Annotated in this window: 17 protein-coding genes; 5 read left to right on the top strand and 12 right to left on the bottom strand. The window is 69.4% G+C overall.

Annotated elements, in window-relative coordinates; genetic code table 11:
• Positions 1 to 119: 119 nt before the first annotated feature.
• The 7 genes from OG373_RS09335 to OG373_RS09305 all read right to left on the bottom strand — a co-directional run bounded on the left by OG373_RS09335 (position 120) and on the right by OG373_RS09305 (position 6378).
• On the bottom strand, positions 120 to 1151 hold the full coding sequence (locus OG373_RS09335; protein ID WP_405437382.1) for a serine hydrolase domain-containing protein: 1032 nt from the start codon (positions 1149 to 1151) through the stop codon (positions 120 to 122).
• A gap of 87 nt (positions 1152 to 1238) precedes the next feature.
• Complete coding sequence (locus OG373_RS09330) at positions 1239 to 2336, bottom strand: glycosyltransferase family 4 protein (RefSeq protein ID WP_405437380.1); 1098 nt, start codon at positions 2334 to 2336, stop codon at positions 1239 to 1241.
• The gene (locus OG373_RS09325) at positions 2333 to 2869 is read right to left on the bottom strand and encodes a dCTP deaminase domain-containing protein (protein ID WP_405437378.1); all 537 of its coding nucleotides are present in this window, start codon (positions 2867 to 2869) and stop codon (positions 2333 to 2335) included. Before OG373_RS09325 ends, OG373_RS09330 begins: the two co-directional genes overlap by 4 nt.
• Positions 2866 to 3402 carry a dCTP deaminase gene (gene dcd / locus OG373_RS09320; RefSeq protein ID WP_405437376.1) on the bottom strand — a complete coding sequence of 179 codons (537 nt, stop codon included), beginning with the start codon at positions 3400 to 3402 and terminating at the stop codon, positions 2866 to 2868. Before dcd ends, OG373_RS09325 begins: the two co-directional genes overlap by 4 nt.
• The gene (locus tag OG373_RS09315; RefSeq protein WP_405437374.1) at positions 3399 to 4619 is read right to left on the bottom strand and encodes a bifunctional metallophosphatase/5'-nucleotidase; all 1221 of its coding nucleotides are present in this window, start codon (positions 4617 to 4619) and stop codon (positions 3399 to 3401) included. Before OG373_RS09315 ends, dcd begins: the two co-directional genes overlap by 4 nt.
• Positions 4616 to 5935: a UDP-N-acetylglucosamine 1-carboxyvinyltransferase gene (locus tag OG373_RS09310; RefSeq protein WP_405437372.1), complete on the bottom strand. Its 1320-nt coding sequence runs from the start codon at positions 5933 to 5935 to the stop codon at positions 4616 to 4618. Before OG373_RS09310 ends, OG373_RS09315 begins: the two co-directional genes overlap by 4 nt.
• Before the next feature lie 2 nt (positions 5936 to 5937).
• Positions 5938 to 6378, bottom strand: coding sequence for an ATP-binding protein (locus OG373_RS09305; protein ID WP_405437370.1), 441 nt, complete (start codon positions 6376 to 6378; stop codon positions 5938 to 5940).
• A gap of 175 nt (positions 6379 to 6553) precedes the next feature.
• Between OG373_RS09305 and OG373_RS09300 the strand changes: the two genes are divergently transcribed.
• Entirely contained in the window at positions 6554 to 7831 is a 1278-nt protein-coding gene (locus OG373_RS09300) for a helix-turn-helix domain-containing protein (protein WP_405437368.1), read from the top strand.
• Positions 7828 to 8382 carry a flavoprotein gene (locus OG373_RS09295; RefSeq protein ID WP_405437366.1) on the top strand — a complete coding sequence of 185 codons (555 nt, stop codon included), beginning with the start codon at positions 7828 to 7830 and terminating at the stop codon, positions 8380 to 8382. Before OG373_RS09300 ends, OG373_RS09295 begins: the two co-directional genes overlap by 4 nt.
• A gap of 110 nt (positions 8383 to 8492) precedes the next feature.
• On the opposite strand, the gene OG373_RS09290 is transcribed toward OG373_RS09295, so the two are convergent.
• The 5 genes from OG373_RS09290 to OG373_RS09270 form a co-directional block, all read right to left on the bottom strand.
• The gene (locus OG373_RS09290) at positions 8493 to 8876 is read right to left on the bottom strand and encodes a hypothetical protein (protein ID WP_405437364.1); all 384 of its coding nucleotides are present in this window, start codon (positions 8874 to 8876) and stop codon (positions 8493 to 8495) included.
• A 112-nt stretch (positions 8877 to 8988) separates the two neighbouring features.
• Positions 8989 to 10689 carry a relaxase/mobilization nuclease domain-containing protein gene (locus tag OG373_RS09285; protein ID WP_405437362.1) on the bottom strand — a complete coding sequence of 567 codons (1701 nt, stop codon included), beginning with the start codon at positions 10687 to 10689 and terminating at the stop codon, positions 8989 to 8991.
• Positions 10686 to 11042 carry a plasmid mobilization protein gene (locus OG373_RS09280; RefSeq protein WP_405437361.1) on the bottom strand — a complete coding sequence of 119 codons (357 nt, stop codon included), beginning with the start codon at positions 11040 to 11042 and terminating at the stop codon, positions 10686 to 10688. Before OG373_RS09280 ends, OG373_RS09285 begins: the two co-directional genes overlap by 4 nt.
• An 895-nt stretch (positions 11043 to 11937) precedes the next feature.
• Positions 11938 to 12636: an ATP-binding protein gene (locus OG373_RS09275; protein ID WP_405437360.1), complete on the bottom strand. Its 699-nt coding sequence runs from the start codon at positions 12634 to 12636 to the stop codon at positions 11938 to 11940.
• A 27-nt stretch (positions 12637 to 12663) separates the two neighbouring features.
• Positions 12664 to 13551, bottom strand: coding sequence for a hypothetical protein (locus tag OG373_RS09270; RefSeq protein ID WP_405437358.1), 888 nt, complete (start codon positions 13549 to 13551; stop codon positions 12664 to 12666).
• Positions 13552 to 14099: 548 nt separating this feature from the next.
• On the opposite strand from OG373_RS09270, the gene OG373_RS09265 reads away from it, so the two are divergent.
• The 3 genes from OG373_RS09265 (at position 14100) to OG373_RS09255 (ending at position 16051) form a co-directional block, all read left to right on the top strand.
• Positions 14100 to 14867, top strand: a complete 768-nt coding sequence (locus OG373_RS09265; protein WP_405436533.1) for a transposase — start codon at positions 14100 to 14102, stop codon at positions 14865 to 14867.
• Between the two features lie 418 nt (positions 14868 to 15285).
• Positions 15286 to 15537 (top strand): helix-turn-helix domain-containing protein, encoded by a 252-nt coding sequence (locus OG373_RS09260; protein ID WP_405437356.1) that lies wholly within the window; start codon positions 15286 to 15288, stop codon positions 15535 to 15537.
• Positions 15470 to 16051: a helix-turn-helix transcriptional regulator gene (locus OG373_RS09255; protein ID WP_405437355.1), complete on the top strand. Its 582-nt coding sequence runs from the start codon at positions 15470 to 15472 to the stop codon at positions 16049 to 16051. Before OG373_RS09260 ends, OG373_RS09255 begins: the two co-directional genes overlap by 68 nt.
• Positions 16052 to 16209: the final 158 nt, after the last annotated feature.

Genomic DNA, 16209 nt, shown 5'->3' with positions numbered 1-16209 from the left:
TCGAGTGGGAGGTCCGGTGCTGCCGTACCTGGCCTAACAAGGCGTTGTTCGGCTACGTCGTTCGGCATCGCCGTGATTGCGTTGTGGGGGGACCGTAGCGCGGCACGCCAATGGACTCCCTAGGCGAGCAGAGTGGCTCTGAACTTGTTGCGGATCTCGGTCAAGGGTCCGCGGTCGCGGGTGAAGTAGACCTTGTTGGTGAGCAGGACGGCCCAGCAGCTCCGGGCTGGGCTGACCCACAGGCCGGTGCCGGTGAAGCCGTAGTGGACCCAGATGTCCTCGGTGGGTTCGGTGTCGGGGGCGGGGTGCCAGAAGAGGCCGCGGGCGGGGGTGAGGTCGCCAGTTTGGACGCGGAGGGATTCCCGGGTCCAGGCGGTGCCGAAGGCTGCCTGGGTGGGGGCGAGCATGTGGCGGAGGAAGAGGGCGAGGTCGTCGAGGACCGAGAAGGTGCCGGCGATGCCGCAGACACCGTTGAGGAGGCGGGCGGAGAAGTCGTGGGCGGTGCCCTTGAGGTGGGTGCCGGTGGTCTCGTCGTACTCGGTGGGGGCGCAGCGGGTCGCCTCGGTATCTGGGAGGGGGCCGAAGCGGGTCTGCGTCATGCCCAGGGGGTTCCAGACGCGGTCGGTGGCGAGCTGGTCTAGGGGCTGGCCAGAGAGGTGCTCGGCGAGGTAGCCGAGGACGAGGGCGGCTCGGTCGGTGTATTCGACGGTTTCGCCCGGCGGGCGGTGGAGGGACTCGTGGAGGACACCGTCGCGGATGTCCTGGGGGTCGGTGCCGTAGAGGTTCTTCAGGTTGGCGCGCAGCGGCAGGCCGGCGGTGTGCGTGAGGAGGTGGTGGGCCGTGGCCCGGGCGAGGGGGTGGCCTGCGACTTCGTCCCAGAAGGTGCCCAGCGGGGTGTGGAGCTGGAGCTTGCCCTCTTCGACCAGGGTGCCGATCGTGGACCAGACGGCGAGGATCTTGGTGAGGCTGGCCACGTCGAAGATGGTGTCCAGCCGCATCGGCTCGTCCGGGTGGTCGGGGTCGAGGAGGCCGACGGCTCCGCTGGCCTGGATGCCGTCGGCGTTCCCGACCGCCCACACCGCGCCGGGGTAGACCTCGTCGCGTACGCCGGTCTGGAGGAGGTCTTCGATCCGGTCGGTGGTGTGGGTCATGGTTTCCCGATCGTCGTGGGCCGCGGGTGGTCCGCTGGCCAGGTTAGTGATGCGGCCGGGGTGGTGCCGAATGCGCCACGGGTGGTGTCAGGCGAGCCGCCGGCCGAGGTCGGTGATGGCCGTGGCGGTGGCGCTGAGGGGGAAGCGGGCGGTGTTGGTGCGGCCGGATGCCCGGAGCATCTCCAGGAGGCCGGGGGTGGTGCGCAGGCGGTGAAGGTCGTGGGCGGCGGTGGTGGGGTTGGTGAAGTCGGTGGCCAGGCCGGTGCCGGAGAGGGCTTCGCTGAGTCCGGGAACGGGTTGGTAGAGGACGGGGAGTCCGCAGGCCTGGGCTTCGAGGGCGACGAGGCCCATGGCCTCCAGGGTGGTGGAAGGCACGGCGAGTACGTCGTGGTCGGCGAAGGCCTTCCAGAGTTGGGGGCGGCGGAACCAGCCGAGGTAGCGGACGTGGACGCCGAGCTGGCGGACGACCGGGGCGAGGTCGAGGAACTGGGCGCGCGGGGCGGCGATGCTCAGCTCGACCGAGCGGGTGGCCGCGACGGCTTGGAGGAGGGGTTCGAGGCCCTTCTCGGAACTGAGGCGGCCTGCGAAGAGGATCCGCAGGTAGCTGGTGGGACGTCGGGCGGGGCGGGGCGGTGGGCTGGTGAGGAGGCGGTCGGGGATGCCCCAGGGGATCTTCTCGATCTTGCGCCTGTCCGTCTTGGGGGCGAGCTTGAGCAGGCGGTCGGCCATGGCGCCGGTGGGGACGACGATCGCGTCGGCAGCGGAGGCGGTCTCGCGGAGAACGCGCAGCTGCGTGGTGTGGTTCTCGGCGTGCAGGAGGTCGGTGCCGTGAACGAACGCGATCCGGGGGTGGGCGGGTAGGGCTCGCAAGAGGGCGGGGGTGGCGCCGAAGGCCAGGTGGTGCAGGTGCAGCACGCTGATCTGGCGCGGGTCGATGGCGGCCGTCATGGCGAGGCGCAGGTTGGTGACGTACCTGCTGAAGGCGTGGCCGTCGAGGCATTTGCCGGCGGCGTGCAGCAGGTCGATGCCGGCCGGGGTGCGGGGTCGGGGGCCATTGGGGGCGAGCATGAAGGCGCGGGAGGGGATGGCGGGCCGGGTGCCGGCGTAGAGGTCGAGGAACAGTTCGACGCTTCCGCCGGGACTGGGGAACGGCAGGTCGAGGGCGGTGGCGACGACGCGGTTCACCGGCGGCCTCCAGGGTTTTCCTGGTAGAGGCGTGACGTCTCGATGCCCTCGCTGGTGCGGTACTTGAGGCCGTGCTGCTGGTAGCTGGCGGGGGAGCCGTGGGTGCGGAGGAAGACGAGCTTGCCGAAGGTCATGCCGGGCCGGACGCGTACGGGGCGAGTGGCTCGGATCTCCAGGGTCCAGCGGATCGAGTGCCCCTGGTGCCCGAGCGGCGCGGAGACGTGGACCCAGATGCCGAGGGAGCCGGTGGTCCGGTCGCCGTTGAGGAGCTGGGCGTAGGCCTCGGAGCCCGTGCGCTCCAGGGTGTGTCCGAGGTAGAGGTGGCCCGGCTCCAGGACGTAGCCGTCGTCGGGGAGGGTGAGTTCGGAGAAGTCGGTGGGACTGGCGGCGTCGAGGTCGCCCTCGCAGACGCGGAGCGTGCTGCCCAGGCGCCAGTCGTACGCGTTGGGGGACAGGCGGTCCGGGTCGTACGGGTCGATGGTGATGCGGCCCGCCTGGCGGGCGGCGGCGATGGCCGGTCCGGTGAGGATCACGAGGTCACCGCCGTACCGTCGAGGTCGCGCCAGTACGAGGAGGGCTGGGGCCCGGAGGCAGCCTGGTACTTGCCTTCGTACAGGTCGATGGCGCCCTCGGAGACGAAGAACATGATCTGCCCGATCTTCATCCCTGCGTAGACGCGCACGGGGCGGGTCGGGGTGAGCATCAGCGTCCACTGGCCGTGGAAGCCGATGTCACCGATGGGTGCGGTGATCTCGACGAAGAGCCCCAGTCTGCCGACGGAGGACCGGCCGAAGAGCAGGGGGACGAAGAGGTCGGATCCCACCTCCTCCAGGGTGTGGCCGAGGTACAGCTCGCCGGGCTGCAGGACGTGGCCGTCGTTGCCGATCTCTGTCCGGCGGGTGGGGTTCGGGCGGTGGGCGTCGAGTACCTGGTCGGTGTAGGTGAGCAGGGTCCCGCCCAGGCGGACGTTGTAGCTGTTCGGGTTGACCTGGGTCGGCACGAAGGGGGAGATCCGCAGCCGTCCGTCCATCGAGGCGGCGGTGATCTCGGGTCCGGTGAGGATCACTGGTCGTCTCCGTTGGTCAGGATGCTCCGGATCGCCGAGCCGAGGCTGAGGCCCGAGGGCTGGGCTCGGCTGCTGAGACAGGTGTCGGCGAGGTAGTCGGTGGTCAGCACACTCGCCAGGCCGGCGGGAAGCGGATCGGGGGAGGTGATCAGGGGTCCCGCCGGCTCGGTGAGGTGAGTCAGCAGTGCAGCGGGGTCGTTACGGAAGGCCGGCGCGACCTGGGCCTCGACCAGGCTGTTGTCGAACGGCTCGATGGCCAGCAGATCTCCGGCGGTGAGGACTTCGCCGAGCAGCGTCGTGCGCACGGCGGTCTCGTTGAGGACGACGGCCTCGCTACCCAGTCCGCTGCGCAGGCGGTCGGCCAGTTCTCGGAGCAGGGCGTGGCGGTCGAGCGGCTTGTTCCGATAGGGCGCGACGAGACGTCCCAGCGGCTCGGCCAGCTGTGCGTCGATGGAGGCGATCTGTTGACGGACGGAGGCCAGCTCGGTCGGTAGGACGGATTCTGAGGTGTCGGGGAAACGGGCGGTTCGTCCGACCCAGCCTTCGGAGGAGCGTTCGGCGACTGCGTAGCCGACGCCGAGTTCCTGCCCCTTGAGCACGAGGGTGCTGCCGACCCGTTCGGGTCCGGTGTGTTCGCTGTGGCAGTGGCCGGCGAAGACCACGTCGAAGAAGGGGCACGCCTCGGCGAGCTGGAGGTCCTGCTCGAAGCCGGAGTGGCTGAGGAGGACCCAGGAGTCGACCTCGTGGTGGTGCGAGAGCATCAGCTCGCGCAGAGCGTGGACGGGATCGGTGAAGCGGTGGCCGGACCGCTGCCCGGCCGGGATCGACTTGAACGCCTGCGGGCCGATCACGGCCGTGACGGCCGTCCGTCGGCCTGCGATGTCCACGATGCGCAGACGGCGGAAGAGCGCCTTGCCGCTGGAGTCCTCGACGACGTTGGCGCATACGGTCCGTTGGTGGAGGCCCGGCTCGAAGTAGTGCGGCCAGCCGTGGTTCCCGGGAGCGACGACGTCGTACAGGGCGAGCAGGATGTCCCGTTCGAGCCCGCCACCGCCGAGGCGGTAGTACCCAGTGCCCTCAAAGAAGTCGCCGCAGTCCACCAGCAGGCTGTCCGTGCGCGACTGGTGGAGGTGCCCGAGCAGTGGGCCGCCGGTACCGAGGGCGGAGTGGACGTCGGTGGTGGCCATGATCTGTCGTAGGGAACGGGCCGTGGTCATGGCGCGACCTCGCAGATGTCGGCGCCGAGGTGGAGGAGCTTGCCGGGCAGGTCGGCGTGGCCGCGGCGGAGCTGGTCGACTCCGCCGAGGGTGGTGATTCCGCGGGCGGTCAGCGCGGCGACCATGAGCGCGGAGCCGGTGCGGATGTCGGTGGCCTCGACCCCGGCTCCGGTGAGGCGTTGCGGGCCGGTCAGTCGGCATTCGGTGGGGGAGATCTCCTCGATCTTCGCGCCGAGTCGGGCCAGCTGGGGCAGCAGGTTCCCGTGGCGGCCGGGGTTGATGGAGTCGGCGAACAGGTGTGTGCCGGGCTGGCCGAGGGCCAGTGCCATCAGGGGAGGCTCGAAGTCGGCGTCCAGGCCGCCGGTGGCGAGCGTGGCGATGGCGCGAAGGGGACGGCCCGTCGGCCGGGCGGCGCTCCCGTCGACAACGAGGACGTCCTCACGTACCGCGGTGGGGATGCCCAGCCGGTGCAGGGCTGCCTGCAACGGCACGACATCCCGACCTTGGACGCCTTCGATGCGCGCGTTCCCACCAGTGGCGGCGACGGCGCAGGCCAGGGTGCCTGCCTCGATCTTGTCGCCCGGAACGCGCCAAGCCGGAGTCTCGGCCGGTGATGCCGCTGCAGGGCTCAGGGCCAGCACCTGTTCGCCCGCTCGGGCCTCCCATCCCGCCGAGCGCAGGGCGTCCAGCACGGTGAGGACTTCCGGCGACAGGTTCGGCCGACCGAGGCGCAGCGCACGGCCCGCGACGACCGCACGCAGGACGGCGACGACCGTCGCACCGCGCGACCGGAACGGCAACGTGTGGGAGACCGTTCCGGTGGTGGGTCGACCGGCCTCGACGTCATAGCCTTCGTCCTGGACGGCGACACGGTCACCGAACGCTTCGTACACCTTGAAGTGCAGGTCCATGCCGCGCTCCCCGATCCGGCATCCCCCGGGCCAGGGCAGACGGGCGTTCCCCTGTAGGGCAAGGAGTGCGGGCACCAGGTAGTACGACGCGCGGATCCGTGCGGCCGGAGCCAGGTCGAGGTCCGTAGGTACGGCGTCAGGGGGCATGATCACCACGCTGTCGGGTCGTCCCACGGCTCGGGCGACGTGCCAGCCCGCCCCTTGGATCAAGGTGAGCATCCAGTGGACGTCGGCGCTGGCGGGGACGTTCTCCAACTGGACGGTCCGGCGCACGGCTGCTGCGGCGGCCAGCAGCGGCAGGGCGGCGTTCTTGGAGCCGTCGACGGTGACCGACCCGGAGAGGGGCCTCCCCGGACGTACGGCGATGACCTCCGCGCTCGGCGCAAGGGCCTGAGTGGGTGCCATGTTCAACTCCTTTGCAGGGGAGGTTGCGTGATGGATGGCGTGACCGAGGTGGGTACGGACAGATCGAGCTCGGCCCAGCAGGATTTGCCGCCGGTGCTGTGGTCGACGCCGTGCCGGTCGGCGAGAGCGTTGATGATCAGCAGCCCGCGGCCGTCCTCGGCGTCCGTAAGGGGTAGGCGTGCGTGGGGGAGGGCGGAGCTTCGGTCGCGGACCTCGAAGCGCAGTCGGCTTCCGCGCAGGCGAGCGGTCACGGAAGCGGCTCCGTTTCCCGCGTGCTGAACGGCGTTCGCCAGCAGTTCGCCGGCCACGGCCTCTGCTACGTACATGCCGTCGGTGTCGATGACCGAGCGCCAGCCTCTGATCTCGTTCATCACCTGGTGCCGGGCACGAGCAGCGCCCTCGGGCGAACTCGTGACGGACAGCGTGACCTCATGCACTTCCATGAGCAGCCTCCTGGAGGGGTGCGGTTCCACCAGGCAAGCGCTCAGGAGGTGGCTGTGCGATGTGCCGCGCAGCCCCTGCATCGTTCATGCACGTTGTGCATGGCCGACAAGTTCCTTGCAGCTAGGCTCGGTTGAGCAGGCAGGATCGGTCTCGGCAGAAGGGGCCGTGGCGGAGATGGTCGACACGCAGGGCGAGGTGCACCGGATCGGGGAACTGATCCGCCGGGCTCGGGTCTTACAGGGCCGCTCACAAGCGGACGTGGCCGGCGAGCTGGGATACCACCAGTCGAAGATCAGCCGACTGGAGGGCGGACGCGGAACGGACGACATCCGCGTCCTGCGCGACGTCGCACGCATCCTGCGCATTCCCCCGGCCCGACTCGGTCTGGCGGAGGCCGCCCCGGAAGCCGATCCCCACGATCCGGAGACAGAGGAAATGCTGCGCCGCCGTACCTTCCTTGCCGCCAGCGTCACCGCGCTCACAGCCTCGGTCGCGCCGACGGCTGCGCACCCCGCGCTCGTCCAGGCACTCCTGCCCGGGATGCCGACAGCTCCGACGACGGAAGCGCTGGAGTCCGGGGAGCTACGAAACCGTGCAACGGCCATCCGGCGCCTCTGGAGCGCCTGCGACTACGCGGAGCTGGAGCGGACCCTTCCCGGCCTGATCACCGATCTCCGCCACTGCATCGCTGACTCCCCACAGGCCGAGGAACTTCCCCGCTTCCTGGCCACGGCCTACCAGACCTCGGCCAGCCTCTTGCTCAAGCAGGGAGACCCCGGCACGGCATGGCTCGCCGTCGGGCGCGCGATGGCCGAGGCCGAACGCTCAGGTGATCCACTCGTCCTCGCCGCCAGCGTCCGCCTCCACGCGCACGTCCTGGTCCGTGAACAGCACGCCGGCCAGGCCGTCACACTGATCAAGCACACGGCCTCACAACTCACCGGTGCGTACGACCGGCAGCCCCACCACCACCTCTCTGTGCTCGGATTGCTGCTACTGCGCGGAGTCACGGCTGCCAGCAGAGCTGGGGACCGCGCTGCCACCTCAGAGTTCCTGACCGAGGCCAAGGAGGTGGCGAAGTACGTCGCCCTGGACCACCCCGACGCCTGGGCGAACTTCAGCCCCACCAACGTGGCCCTCCACGAGGTCAGCGCGGCCGTGTCCTTCGGCGACGCGGGCGTCGCCATCGACATCGCCCGTCCGCTCATGCGCCGCCACATCCCGGTTCCCGAGCGCCGGGCCGCCCTGTGGGTGGAAGCCGCCCGTGCCTACGCGCAGCAGGGCCGCCTCGCCGACGGCTACCAGGCCCTGCGGATCGCGGAGACCTGCGCAGCCCAGGACGTACGACGCCCAGCCGTCCGGGACCTGGTCGCCGACATGGCGGCGCGCGACCGTCGGCGTACGCTGCCAGAGCTCCACCACTTCAGCCGCCGACTGGGAGTACCCGCGTGACCGAGCCGCAGCCCAAGCCCTTCCTGTACGTCGTCGTCTGCGCGGCCGGGATCGCGGGCGACGTCGGCAAGCTGATCGACGCCGCGCACGAGCGGAACTGGGACGTCGGCGTCGTCGCCACCCCGCAAGGGCTGCCCTTCCTCGACGTGTCCGCGATTGAGGACCGGACCGGTTACCCCGTCCGCTCCGCCTGGCGCGGGCCCGGCGACGCACGGTCCTTCCCACCCGCCGATGCGATCGCAGTCGCCCCGGCCACCTTCAACACGGTCAACAAGTGGGCGGCCGGCTTCGCGGACAACCTCGCCCTCGGCATCCTCTGCGAGGCCCCGGGCATGGGCATCCCCACCGTCGTCCTGCCTTACGTGAACACTGCGCTCGCCGCGCACCGCGCGTACCAGCGCAGCCTCGCCGAGCTGCGCGAGATGGGTGTTCTGGTCGGCAGCTACGAGCCCCACCGCCCGAAGTCCGGCGGCGGCGCCGACCGCTTCCGTTGGAAGGAAGCCGTCGACCTCTTGGCCCCGTTCCTCGCGGCAGGCGACGCCCGCCACTGATCTTGCGACTGCCAGTGGGTAGGGCGTAGCGGATTTCCGCATGAGGAATGCCGCCGTCCGGTGGCTGGGAGGTACCCGCCACCGGGCGCAGGGTGCTGCGTTGGGGCCTGTCAGTCCTCGTAGGGGAGGTATATGCCGCCGTCCGGAGCGGCTATGGCGCACAGTCGCTCGTACTCGGCGCGGTCTTCCTCGGTCATGTGCGGGAGTACGTCCATGACCATGCGGGCTTCGGGGTGCCGGGCGAAGGACGAGAACAAGAGCTCTGTGAGGGCCTTCACGGCGTTGTCCTGCTCGAGGGCAGCCGCGGCGTTGCGGGCGCTCAGTGCTGCCACGGCTTCGAGTTCGGCGCGCGTGGCCTGGAAGGCGGTCGCCTGTTTGGCCTGGGTGAAGGGGCGCCCGTCACTGTGGGACCAGGTGTTGGTGTCGGGTGGGAGCTTGAAGTCCGCGTCCAAGAGCAGGGCAATGACTTCGATGCGCAGTTCGGCTTCGGGCATGCGGGGGTTCCTTACGGGATGGAGTCGGTGGTGATGTTTTCAATGCTCCGGAGAAACCCCGGTTTGGCTGACCGGGGATCGTCGGCTATGTACGGACGGATGCGTTATGCCGTCAGCGCCGGCGGGAGGCGTTGTTCGCGGCCTTCAGAGCCGGTTGTGTGGTCGGCGCGTGCCGGGGGAGTGATGCTGCGGGATCGGCAGGCAGGTGTGCGAGACGGCGGAGGCGCCAGACGAGGACGTCGCTGACGGAGGTGGCGCTGTCCAGCTCCCGATGCCGCGTGGCTTCTGCGAGGAGGCGGGTTGGGTTGTGGCCTGCGGCCTGGGCATCGGCGAGTGTGGCCGCCAGGGCGGGCCAGCCCGGCTCGGCCAGAACCTGTTCGGCAATCTCGGGCAGCGCCTGGCGTAGGACGACTGCTTGTCGTCGCTGCAGTGGCAGGGAGCGGCCTCGCTGGTGGAGCACGGACATCGGCTGGGCTGCCGCGATCTCGTAGGCGGCGCGCAGGTGTTCGGCGGCTTGGTGGGCGGCTTCGGCTTGCTGGGCGTGGTGCTTCTTGGTGTGCCACTTCGCCGCCGCGGTGACGAGGAGGAACGCGGTGTCGATGAGCATGGCGGTGGTGGCGCCGTCCTCTCCGCGGCCGAGGGACCGTCCGCTGTGGACGAGGTCGTGCGCAGCCTGGCGCAGGGTGTGGTCGTGCCCGCGTACGGCGCGGACGTGGGAGCGGGAGGCCCGCTCGAACGCGAAGGCTGCATCGCGGAGTTCTCTGCGGGTGTAGGCGGCGGAGGTCTTGGCGAGGGCGTCGAGGACCTCCCCGGCAACGGCGATCTGGGCTGCTGCCGTGCCTTCGTCGGCATGCTCGATTTGCAGCAGTGCCTGCCAGGTCGCGGTGGTGGCGCGGCGGCGGGCGTACGCAGGGCCGGTGACCGGCGGGAGAGCGGGGAGCTCCGGTGAGACGTCCTCGTCCGAGGAGGGTTCTGCCGGTTGGGTCCAGCGTTCGCGGATGCGGGGCAGGGAGAGGTCGGGGGCGAGCTTGGATCCCGAGTAGAAGACGGGTTCGCCGTTCTTGTTGCGGTCGTCGGGCAGGGCCACGGTGTAGCCAAGGAGGTCCCCGGACGGTGCCACACGCCGCTTTACGAGGAGACCGGCATGGGTGAGGCGGTCGAAGAACTCCTCCTCGCTTTGGGCGCCGGCCGCCGCGCGTCGGACGCTCTCGCGCAGTTCCTCCCTCGGGGTGCGTTCCCGCTGGTGGCGGTCGGCTTTGTGGCGTTCGGCGCTGGTGGGGCGCTGGGCTGCAGTTCCGTCACCGGTGCTGAGACGGCGCAGGCCGTAGTCGGCTTCGATGAGACGGGCTTCGGCCTGGGAGCGCTTGGCTTCGTTGTGGCGGCGGGGCCGGCGGCCGTCCTCGCGGACAGTGGTGGCGATGATGTGGATGTGGTCGTCGGCGTGGCGGACGGCTGCCCAGCGACAGGCGGCGGTGTCGCCCTCGGGGGCGATGCCGGTGGCGGCGACCATGCGGCGGGCTATGTCGCCCCACTCTTCGTCGGTGAGGATCGAGTCCTCGGGCGCGGTGCGTACGGACAGGTGCCACACGTGCTCAGTGGGGCGCCGTGACTTGGGCAGGGCTTCGACGGGCTGGTCGAGGAGCCTTTGCAGGTCCGCGTAAGTGGCTTTCGGGTTGCGTCCGGGGTCGGGGACGAGGCTGTCCCAGGCTGCCACGAGGTGCGGGTCGGTGTGTTCCTCGTGGGTGCCGGGGCCGTAGAGGTAGCGGATCAGGCCGATGGTGCGGCTGCCCATCTTGTGGACGCGGGGGATCATCCGGCGGGAGTCTCCGTCTCTACGTAGCGCTGGGTGAAGTCGTCCACGCGCTCGGCGGTCCGCTGGACCGCGTCGAGGACCGCCTTGGCGTGGGGGGCATCCGCGCCGGAGTTCAAGATGGTGGCGACCTGGTTGAGGTTTCTGCCGATCTGGCCGAGGGCCCGGCGCAGCGCGAACAGCTCTCTGACCATGTCCCGGTGGGTGGCGATCTCGGCTTCGGTGTGTTCGAGGTCGCGTGCGGCCTTCAGCGCAGAGTGGGCGAGGAAGCTGGCGATGCTCATATGGCAGGCAGACACAGCGTGGGTGAGGAGCTCGAATTCGTCGTCGTTCATGCGGCAGCTGGGCTGGTGCATGCGCTTCTTCTCGGCGAGTAGGCGTTCACGCTGGCGCACGTGGGATGTCGTTGGGGCGGTGTGCGTGCAGCGGGGGGTGTGGCAGGTGTGCTGTTCCTCCGATTCGTGGTGCGGTCCGGCCTCGGCCGCGTGCCGAAGGACCGGCGCCTCCTGGTGCCGGTCCGCTCCCGCCACCCCTGGGGCGGGGGAGCCCAGAGCATTGCTCCCGACGGGAGCAATGCTCTGGGTACAACTTGCTCCTCCTGAGGCTGGAAGCGAGGGCATGTGCTCGTCGTGGGTGGGACGGTCGTGCGGTGGGTTGTGCATGCGTGTCCTTGAAGCGGTAGAGGCTGGTCGTGTGAAGGGGCTGTTGGGCGAGGTCGATCGGTTGGGGACCGCTCGCTCGTGACGCGAGACGCTGCCTGTGCTGTCCGGGGACCGGGCGGGGACGGCCCCCGTTTCGGGGAGGCGCTCGGTCCCCGGCGGCAGGGGCGTGGGGGACCGGTCCCGTCTCGGTACCCGTAGTCGTGGGTGGGGACGGTCCCCGACGTGGTGACCTGACGGTCCCCGAACCGCCGCAGGGTGGTCCCGGATGGTGGGGACCGTGGGGGCGGTCCCCACTGAGGCGGGGGACGTCAGGCGGCGGTGACCTGCGGAAACAGAGTTGGGGACCGGTCCCCGTGGTGGCCGGCGCGCGCAGCGCAATCAGGGGACGGTCCCCGATCGACTGCTTTCGGTCCCCTCCTGGGGGAGGGCGCTGTCAGGCGGGACCGGGGTCAGTTTGGGGACCGGGACCGGGTTGGGGACCGTGATGGGGACGGGACCGGGACCGGGGTGGGGACGGTCCCCGAACGGCTCGCGTCAGTGGTTCGGTCCCCACGATGACGGGGACCGACCCGGGTGGGGACCGTGGTGGTCAGGAGCCCGACGGCTGGGTGCGTCGGCGGTCCGGGCCGGTGAGGATGACGCGGGTGGTCATCTCTGCCAGGCGGGAGGCGACGCGGTCCCCGACTGCGTTGCGGAGTTCCGCGATCGGCAAGTTGGTGGTGATCAGGGTCGGGAGCATCTCGGTGTAGCGGCGGTTGATCAGCCGGTACGTCAGCTCCTCGGTCCACTCGGACTGCTTGGCAGCGCCGAGGTCGTCCAGGATCAGCAGCGGGCACCGGCCGAGCTCCTGGATCTCCCGCTCGGGGTCGTGGTTGGGCCGGGGCCGGAGCTGGGCGTAGAGGTCGGCGGAGGTGACAGCCTGCCAGCGCAGGCGTACTCCGGCGGCCAGCAGCGAGCGGACGGCTCCGTAGGCCTGATGGGTCTTGCCGATGCCGGTGGGTCCGGCGATCAGCAGCGAGGGGCCGTAGGCGATGCCCCGGGTACCGGCCGGCCCGCTTCGCCCGGCGCGGGTGACCGCCTCCACCCAGCCCAGGACTTCGGGTTGGGTGGCGAGTGCCTCGCGGTAGCGGGGCGGGATGCGGCGGCCGGCGGGTTCCAGGGCGGTCACCGGTTCCACCGTGGGCCCGGCGGGTGCGGTGTCGGGGTCGATGCCCTTGGCAGCGAGAATGGCCTGGAGACGGGCTGCCAGGGTGCCAGCACGCTGGGGTTCGCGGGTCGCGGTGGTCACAGCTGGCCTCCGTAAGCGGCTTCGGCGTCAACGAGGTTGGTGTACGGCTGAGGGGCTCTGCGGGCGCCAGCAGTGGCCTGGGGCGGGTTCATGGCCTCGTTGACCAGGCGGGCAGCAGGCCCGGGTGGAGGCTCTTGACCGCATGCGCTCGACGCCGGCCCGGACGTGCTCGGGGTCGATGCCTTCGCGCAGCAACTTCTTGATCTCCCGGCCGACATGGCCCAGAACGTTCTCCGGGGGACGCTTCCCGCATGCGGCGGCGTACTCGCCGACCATCTGCTGGGCTGTGACGGTCTGGGATGGGGTGGGGGCGCTCGCGCCTCCCAACGGAGATCCTAGATCCATGATCCTAGGTCCTAGATCCGGACCGTGAGGGCTCGGCGTGGGCTCCCGTACCTCTCCCTGACGCTGCACGGAGGGTTCAGTGAACCCGTCCTGACCTGCGGATATGGGGTTCGCTGAAGCGGCATGAGGTGTGCGTGCGAGCTCTGGGGCGGGTGCCTGATGGTGCACGGACGCCTCACGGAGCCCTCCCTGCGCCAGCGGTGAAGTCAGGGGCACCCGGCCACCGTCGTGGTAGGGGCAGTTCGGGTGTCGGACACCGCTGGGGCGGTTGACCTTCTGGTGCTTGGAGAAGGTCACGATGTGCAGGTACCGCTTGCCGTCCTCGCCCTCGTACCGGCAGATGAGTTCATTGCCGGCGAGCTGGGTGAGGTCGTCCTCGACCTCGATCGGGCCGTGTTCGGGGCGCAGGGACCACAAGAGGCCTGCGATGACGGCGGACTGGTCACGGAACCGGCCGTGGTCGTCGGCCTGGGTGAGCAGACCGAAGAACGTCCGCGCCGCGGTGATGCTGACGGCGGCCAGCGATTCGGAGCTGAAGGCTTCCGGCTTGATGGTGCGGATGCGTGCCATGCCTATCGCCCCGTCTTCGTCTGCTGCTGGGACGGCAATGCCGGGGTGGGCGCAGGTGTGCGGACGGCTGCTTCGGCCGTACTGTTGGGCATAGACGTTCCTCAGATCCGTTCAGGAGTGGGCGGTTTGGACAAGGGACTCCCATCGGCTCTCGGCGCTGCAACGCCGGGAGCCGATTCCTTTGTCAGGGGTGCTTAGCCAAGACAGCCACACCTAAGGGCTGTCCCGTTATCGGCGTCCTGTTCGACGTAGGGTCTGCGAGACGGTGCGGCCGGCGCTGTTGTCTCGGCGACATGAGAGGGCATCGTTGAACCCGAACCCCATCTGCTGCTTCTGCTATCAGGTCATCGATCTCGACCAGGACGGGGCAGCGACCGAGCTCAGGCTCGGTGCGGTTGACCCGGTGCGAGGCGGTGCCGTGCGGCAGCAGGCCTATTCACACTCAGACTGTCTGCGCGAACAAGTCCACCCGAACATCGATCTGTGGTTTGAGCTCTGAGGCCAGGCTGACCTCCAAGGCTGCCGACCGTAGGTGCGATGATCCTGCGATGCCTCGCGTGATCACGGCGTCGGAACCGTCCTGGATAGCCCCGTTCACCGGGCTGAGCGCGCGCGACTTCCGCAAGCTGCTGACCGCGCTGCGCCGCGAGGGCGCCGACACCGTGCGGCCCGGGCGGCCGTGGGGCCTGTCCCTGGAGGACCGGGTACTGCTGGTCGCGGCCTACTGGCGCACCAACCTGACGTTGCGGCAGCTTGCGCCGCTGTTCGGGGTGTCCAAGTCGGCGGCCGACCGGATCATCGACCACGTCGGCCCGCTCCTTGCGCTCAAGCCGAGGCGGCGGTTCCGCAAGGACGCCGTGCTGATCGTCGACGGCACCCTGGTCCCTACCCGAGACCACACCATTGCCGAGCAGTCCAAGAACTACAGGTACTCCACCAACCACCAGGTCGTCATCGACGCCCACACCCGCCTGGTCGTCGTGATCGGCAGACCTCTCCCGGGCAACCGCAACGACTGCAGGGCTTGGGAGGAGTCCGGCGCCAAGGCCGCCGTCGGCAGAACGACCACCATCGCCGACGGCGGCTACCCGGGCACCGGCTTGGTCATCCCGCACCGCAGACCGCGCGGCGGAGAACTGACCGAGTGGCAGGCCGAGCACAACCGCGAGCACAAACAGGTCCGCGCCCGTGTCGAGCACGTCTTCGCCCGCATGAAGACCTGGAAGATCCTTCGCGACTGCCGTCTGAAGGGCGACGGCGTCCACCACGCCATGCTCGGCATCGCCCGACTCCACAACCTGAATCAGGCCGCGTAGCGGGACGGCCAGAGGTCGGCCGGCCCTGTCCCGACCCCTCAAAGATCAATTACGGGACAGTGCTTAGCCCGCGGAAGTCCAGCGAATCCGCACTCGAAAAGCGTCAGAGCGCATCGCTGATCGCGAACGTCTTCACAGTAAGGGCGAATCCCCGGTTGACCAAAAGTCGACGGCGCAGGGGGAGCGGCGAAGATCGAACGTCGAAAGTCATTGACCGGGGTAGGCGAGGCGATCTATGTTTCCGCCGCCCGGAGCCCCTCATGGTGTGCGCGCCTCTGTGATCCGAGATGGGCCGTAGTTCCGCAATGGCCGCCTATGCGGGGGATCATCAGTTCGTTCTCCGCGAAACGAGCCCCAAAGTCCCATGTCTGGGCTTCCGTGATTACGAGAACCCGGGAACCCGAGCTACAACAGACGCATGCCTCGAAGAGCTACGGAAATCGGTCCCGCCGGAGAACGGACCGCCCACGCCATCGAGCGGCTGCGCACCTCGCGCGGATTCGCCCAGCGTGAGCTCGCTGCCCGTGTCACCGAGCTCGGCCATCCCATGACCAACACCATGCTGTCCCGCATCGAGCGCACCCGCCGGCGCTGCGACGTGGATGACCTCGTCGCCATTGCGGCCGCCCTCGGTGTCTCCCTACTCGCCTTGCTCCAGCCCGCGACGTAGGGGTCCGGGGTGGGTGCGCTGTGACGCCGCCCCGGCTTATACCCGACGATCCCCGGTCAGCCAAACCGGGGATTCTCCAGACCATAGAAGTAGTCCGCTCCACCTGCCTGACAGCAAGCGGGGGTGGACTCGTCATGCCCGATGTCCGTCGCCACAGGCTGTCGACGGAAGACCGCGAAGGTTTCGATACGTGCGAAGTGCTGCTTGTGACAGTGAATTGCTGGCGAATGTCCGTATGTCTCCCCGTGTGTCGCCGCTGCGGAGGGGTTTTCTGAATGTGCGTGAAGCCGCCGAATACCTGGGTCTGTCGCCCGCCACCCTTTACGTATGGCGGCACCGTCGCCAGGGTCCGCCGAGTTTTCGGATGGGACGGAGCGGACGCGTGATGTACCGGATCGAAACGCTTGACGAGTGGATCCGGGAACAGGAGCAGGCGGACTCCCGCAGTAACACTTCCCTAAATCCGGTGAATGCCACCCCGCAGCGCCGCGCCGGGTACGCGGCCACGGCCTGACCGATCTACCCGGCCTTACCACCCGCCCTACGTCCACCCCTTACCCCGAGGAATTCTTTGGCTGGCTATATCGAAGACCGTTGGATCAAAAAGAAGAAGGATCCCGTCACAGGGAAGCGTGAGCGTACGACCCGTTACGGCAAGGGGTCTCGGTATCG

It is taken from the genome of Streptomyces avidinii, assembly GCF_045161815.1.
Classification (GTDB): Bacteria; Actinomycetota; Actinomycetes; order Streptomycetales; family Streptomycetaceae; genus Streptomyces; species Streptomyces avidinii.
Note: the sequence above shows the minus strand (reverse complement) of the source record. Positions and strands in the feature narration are given on the sequence as shown.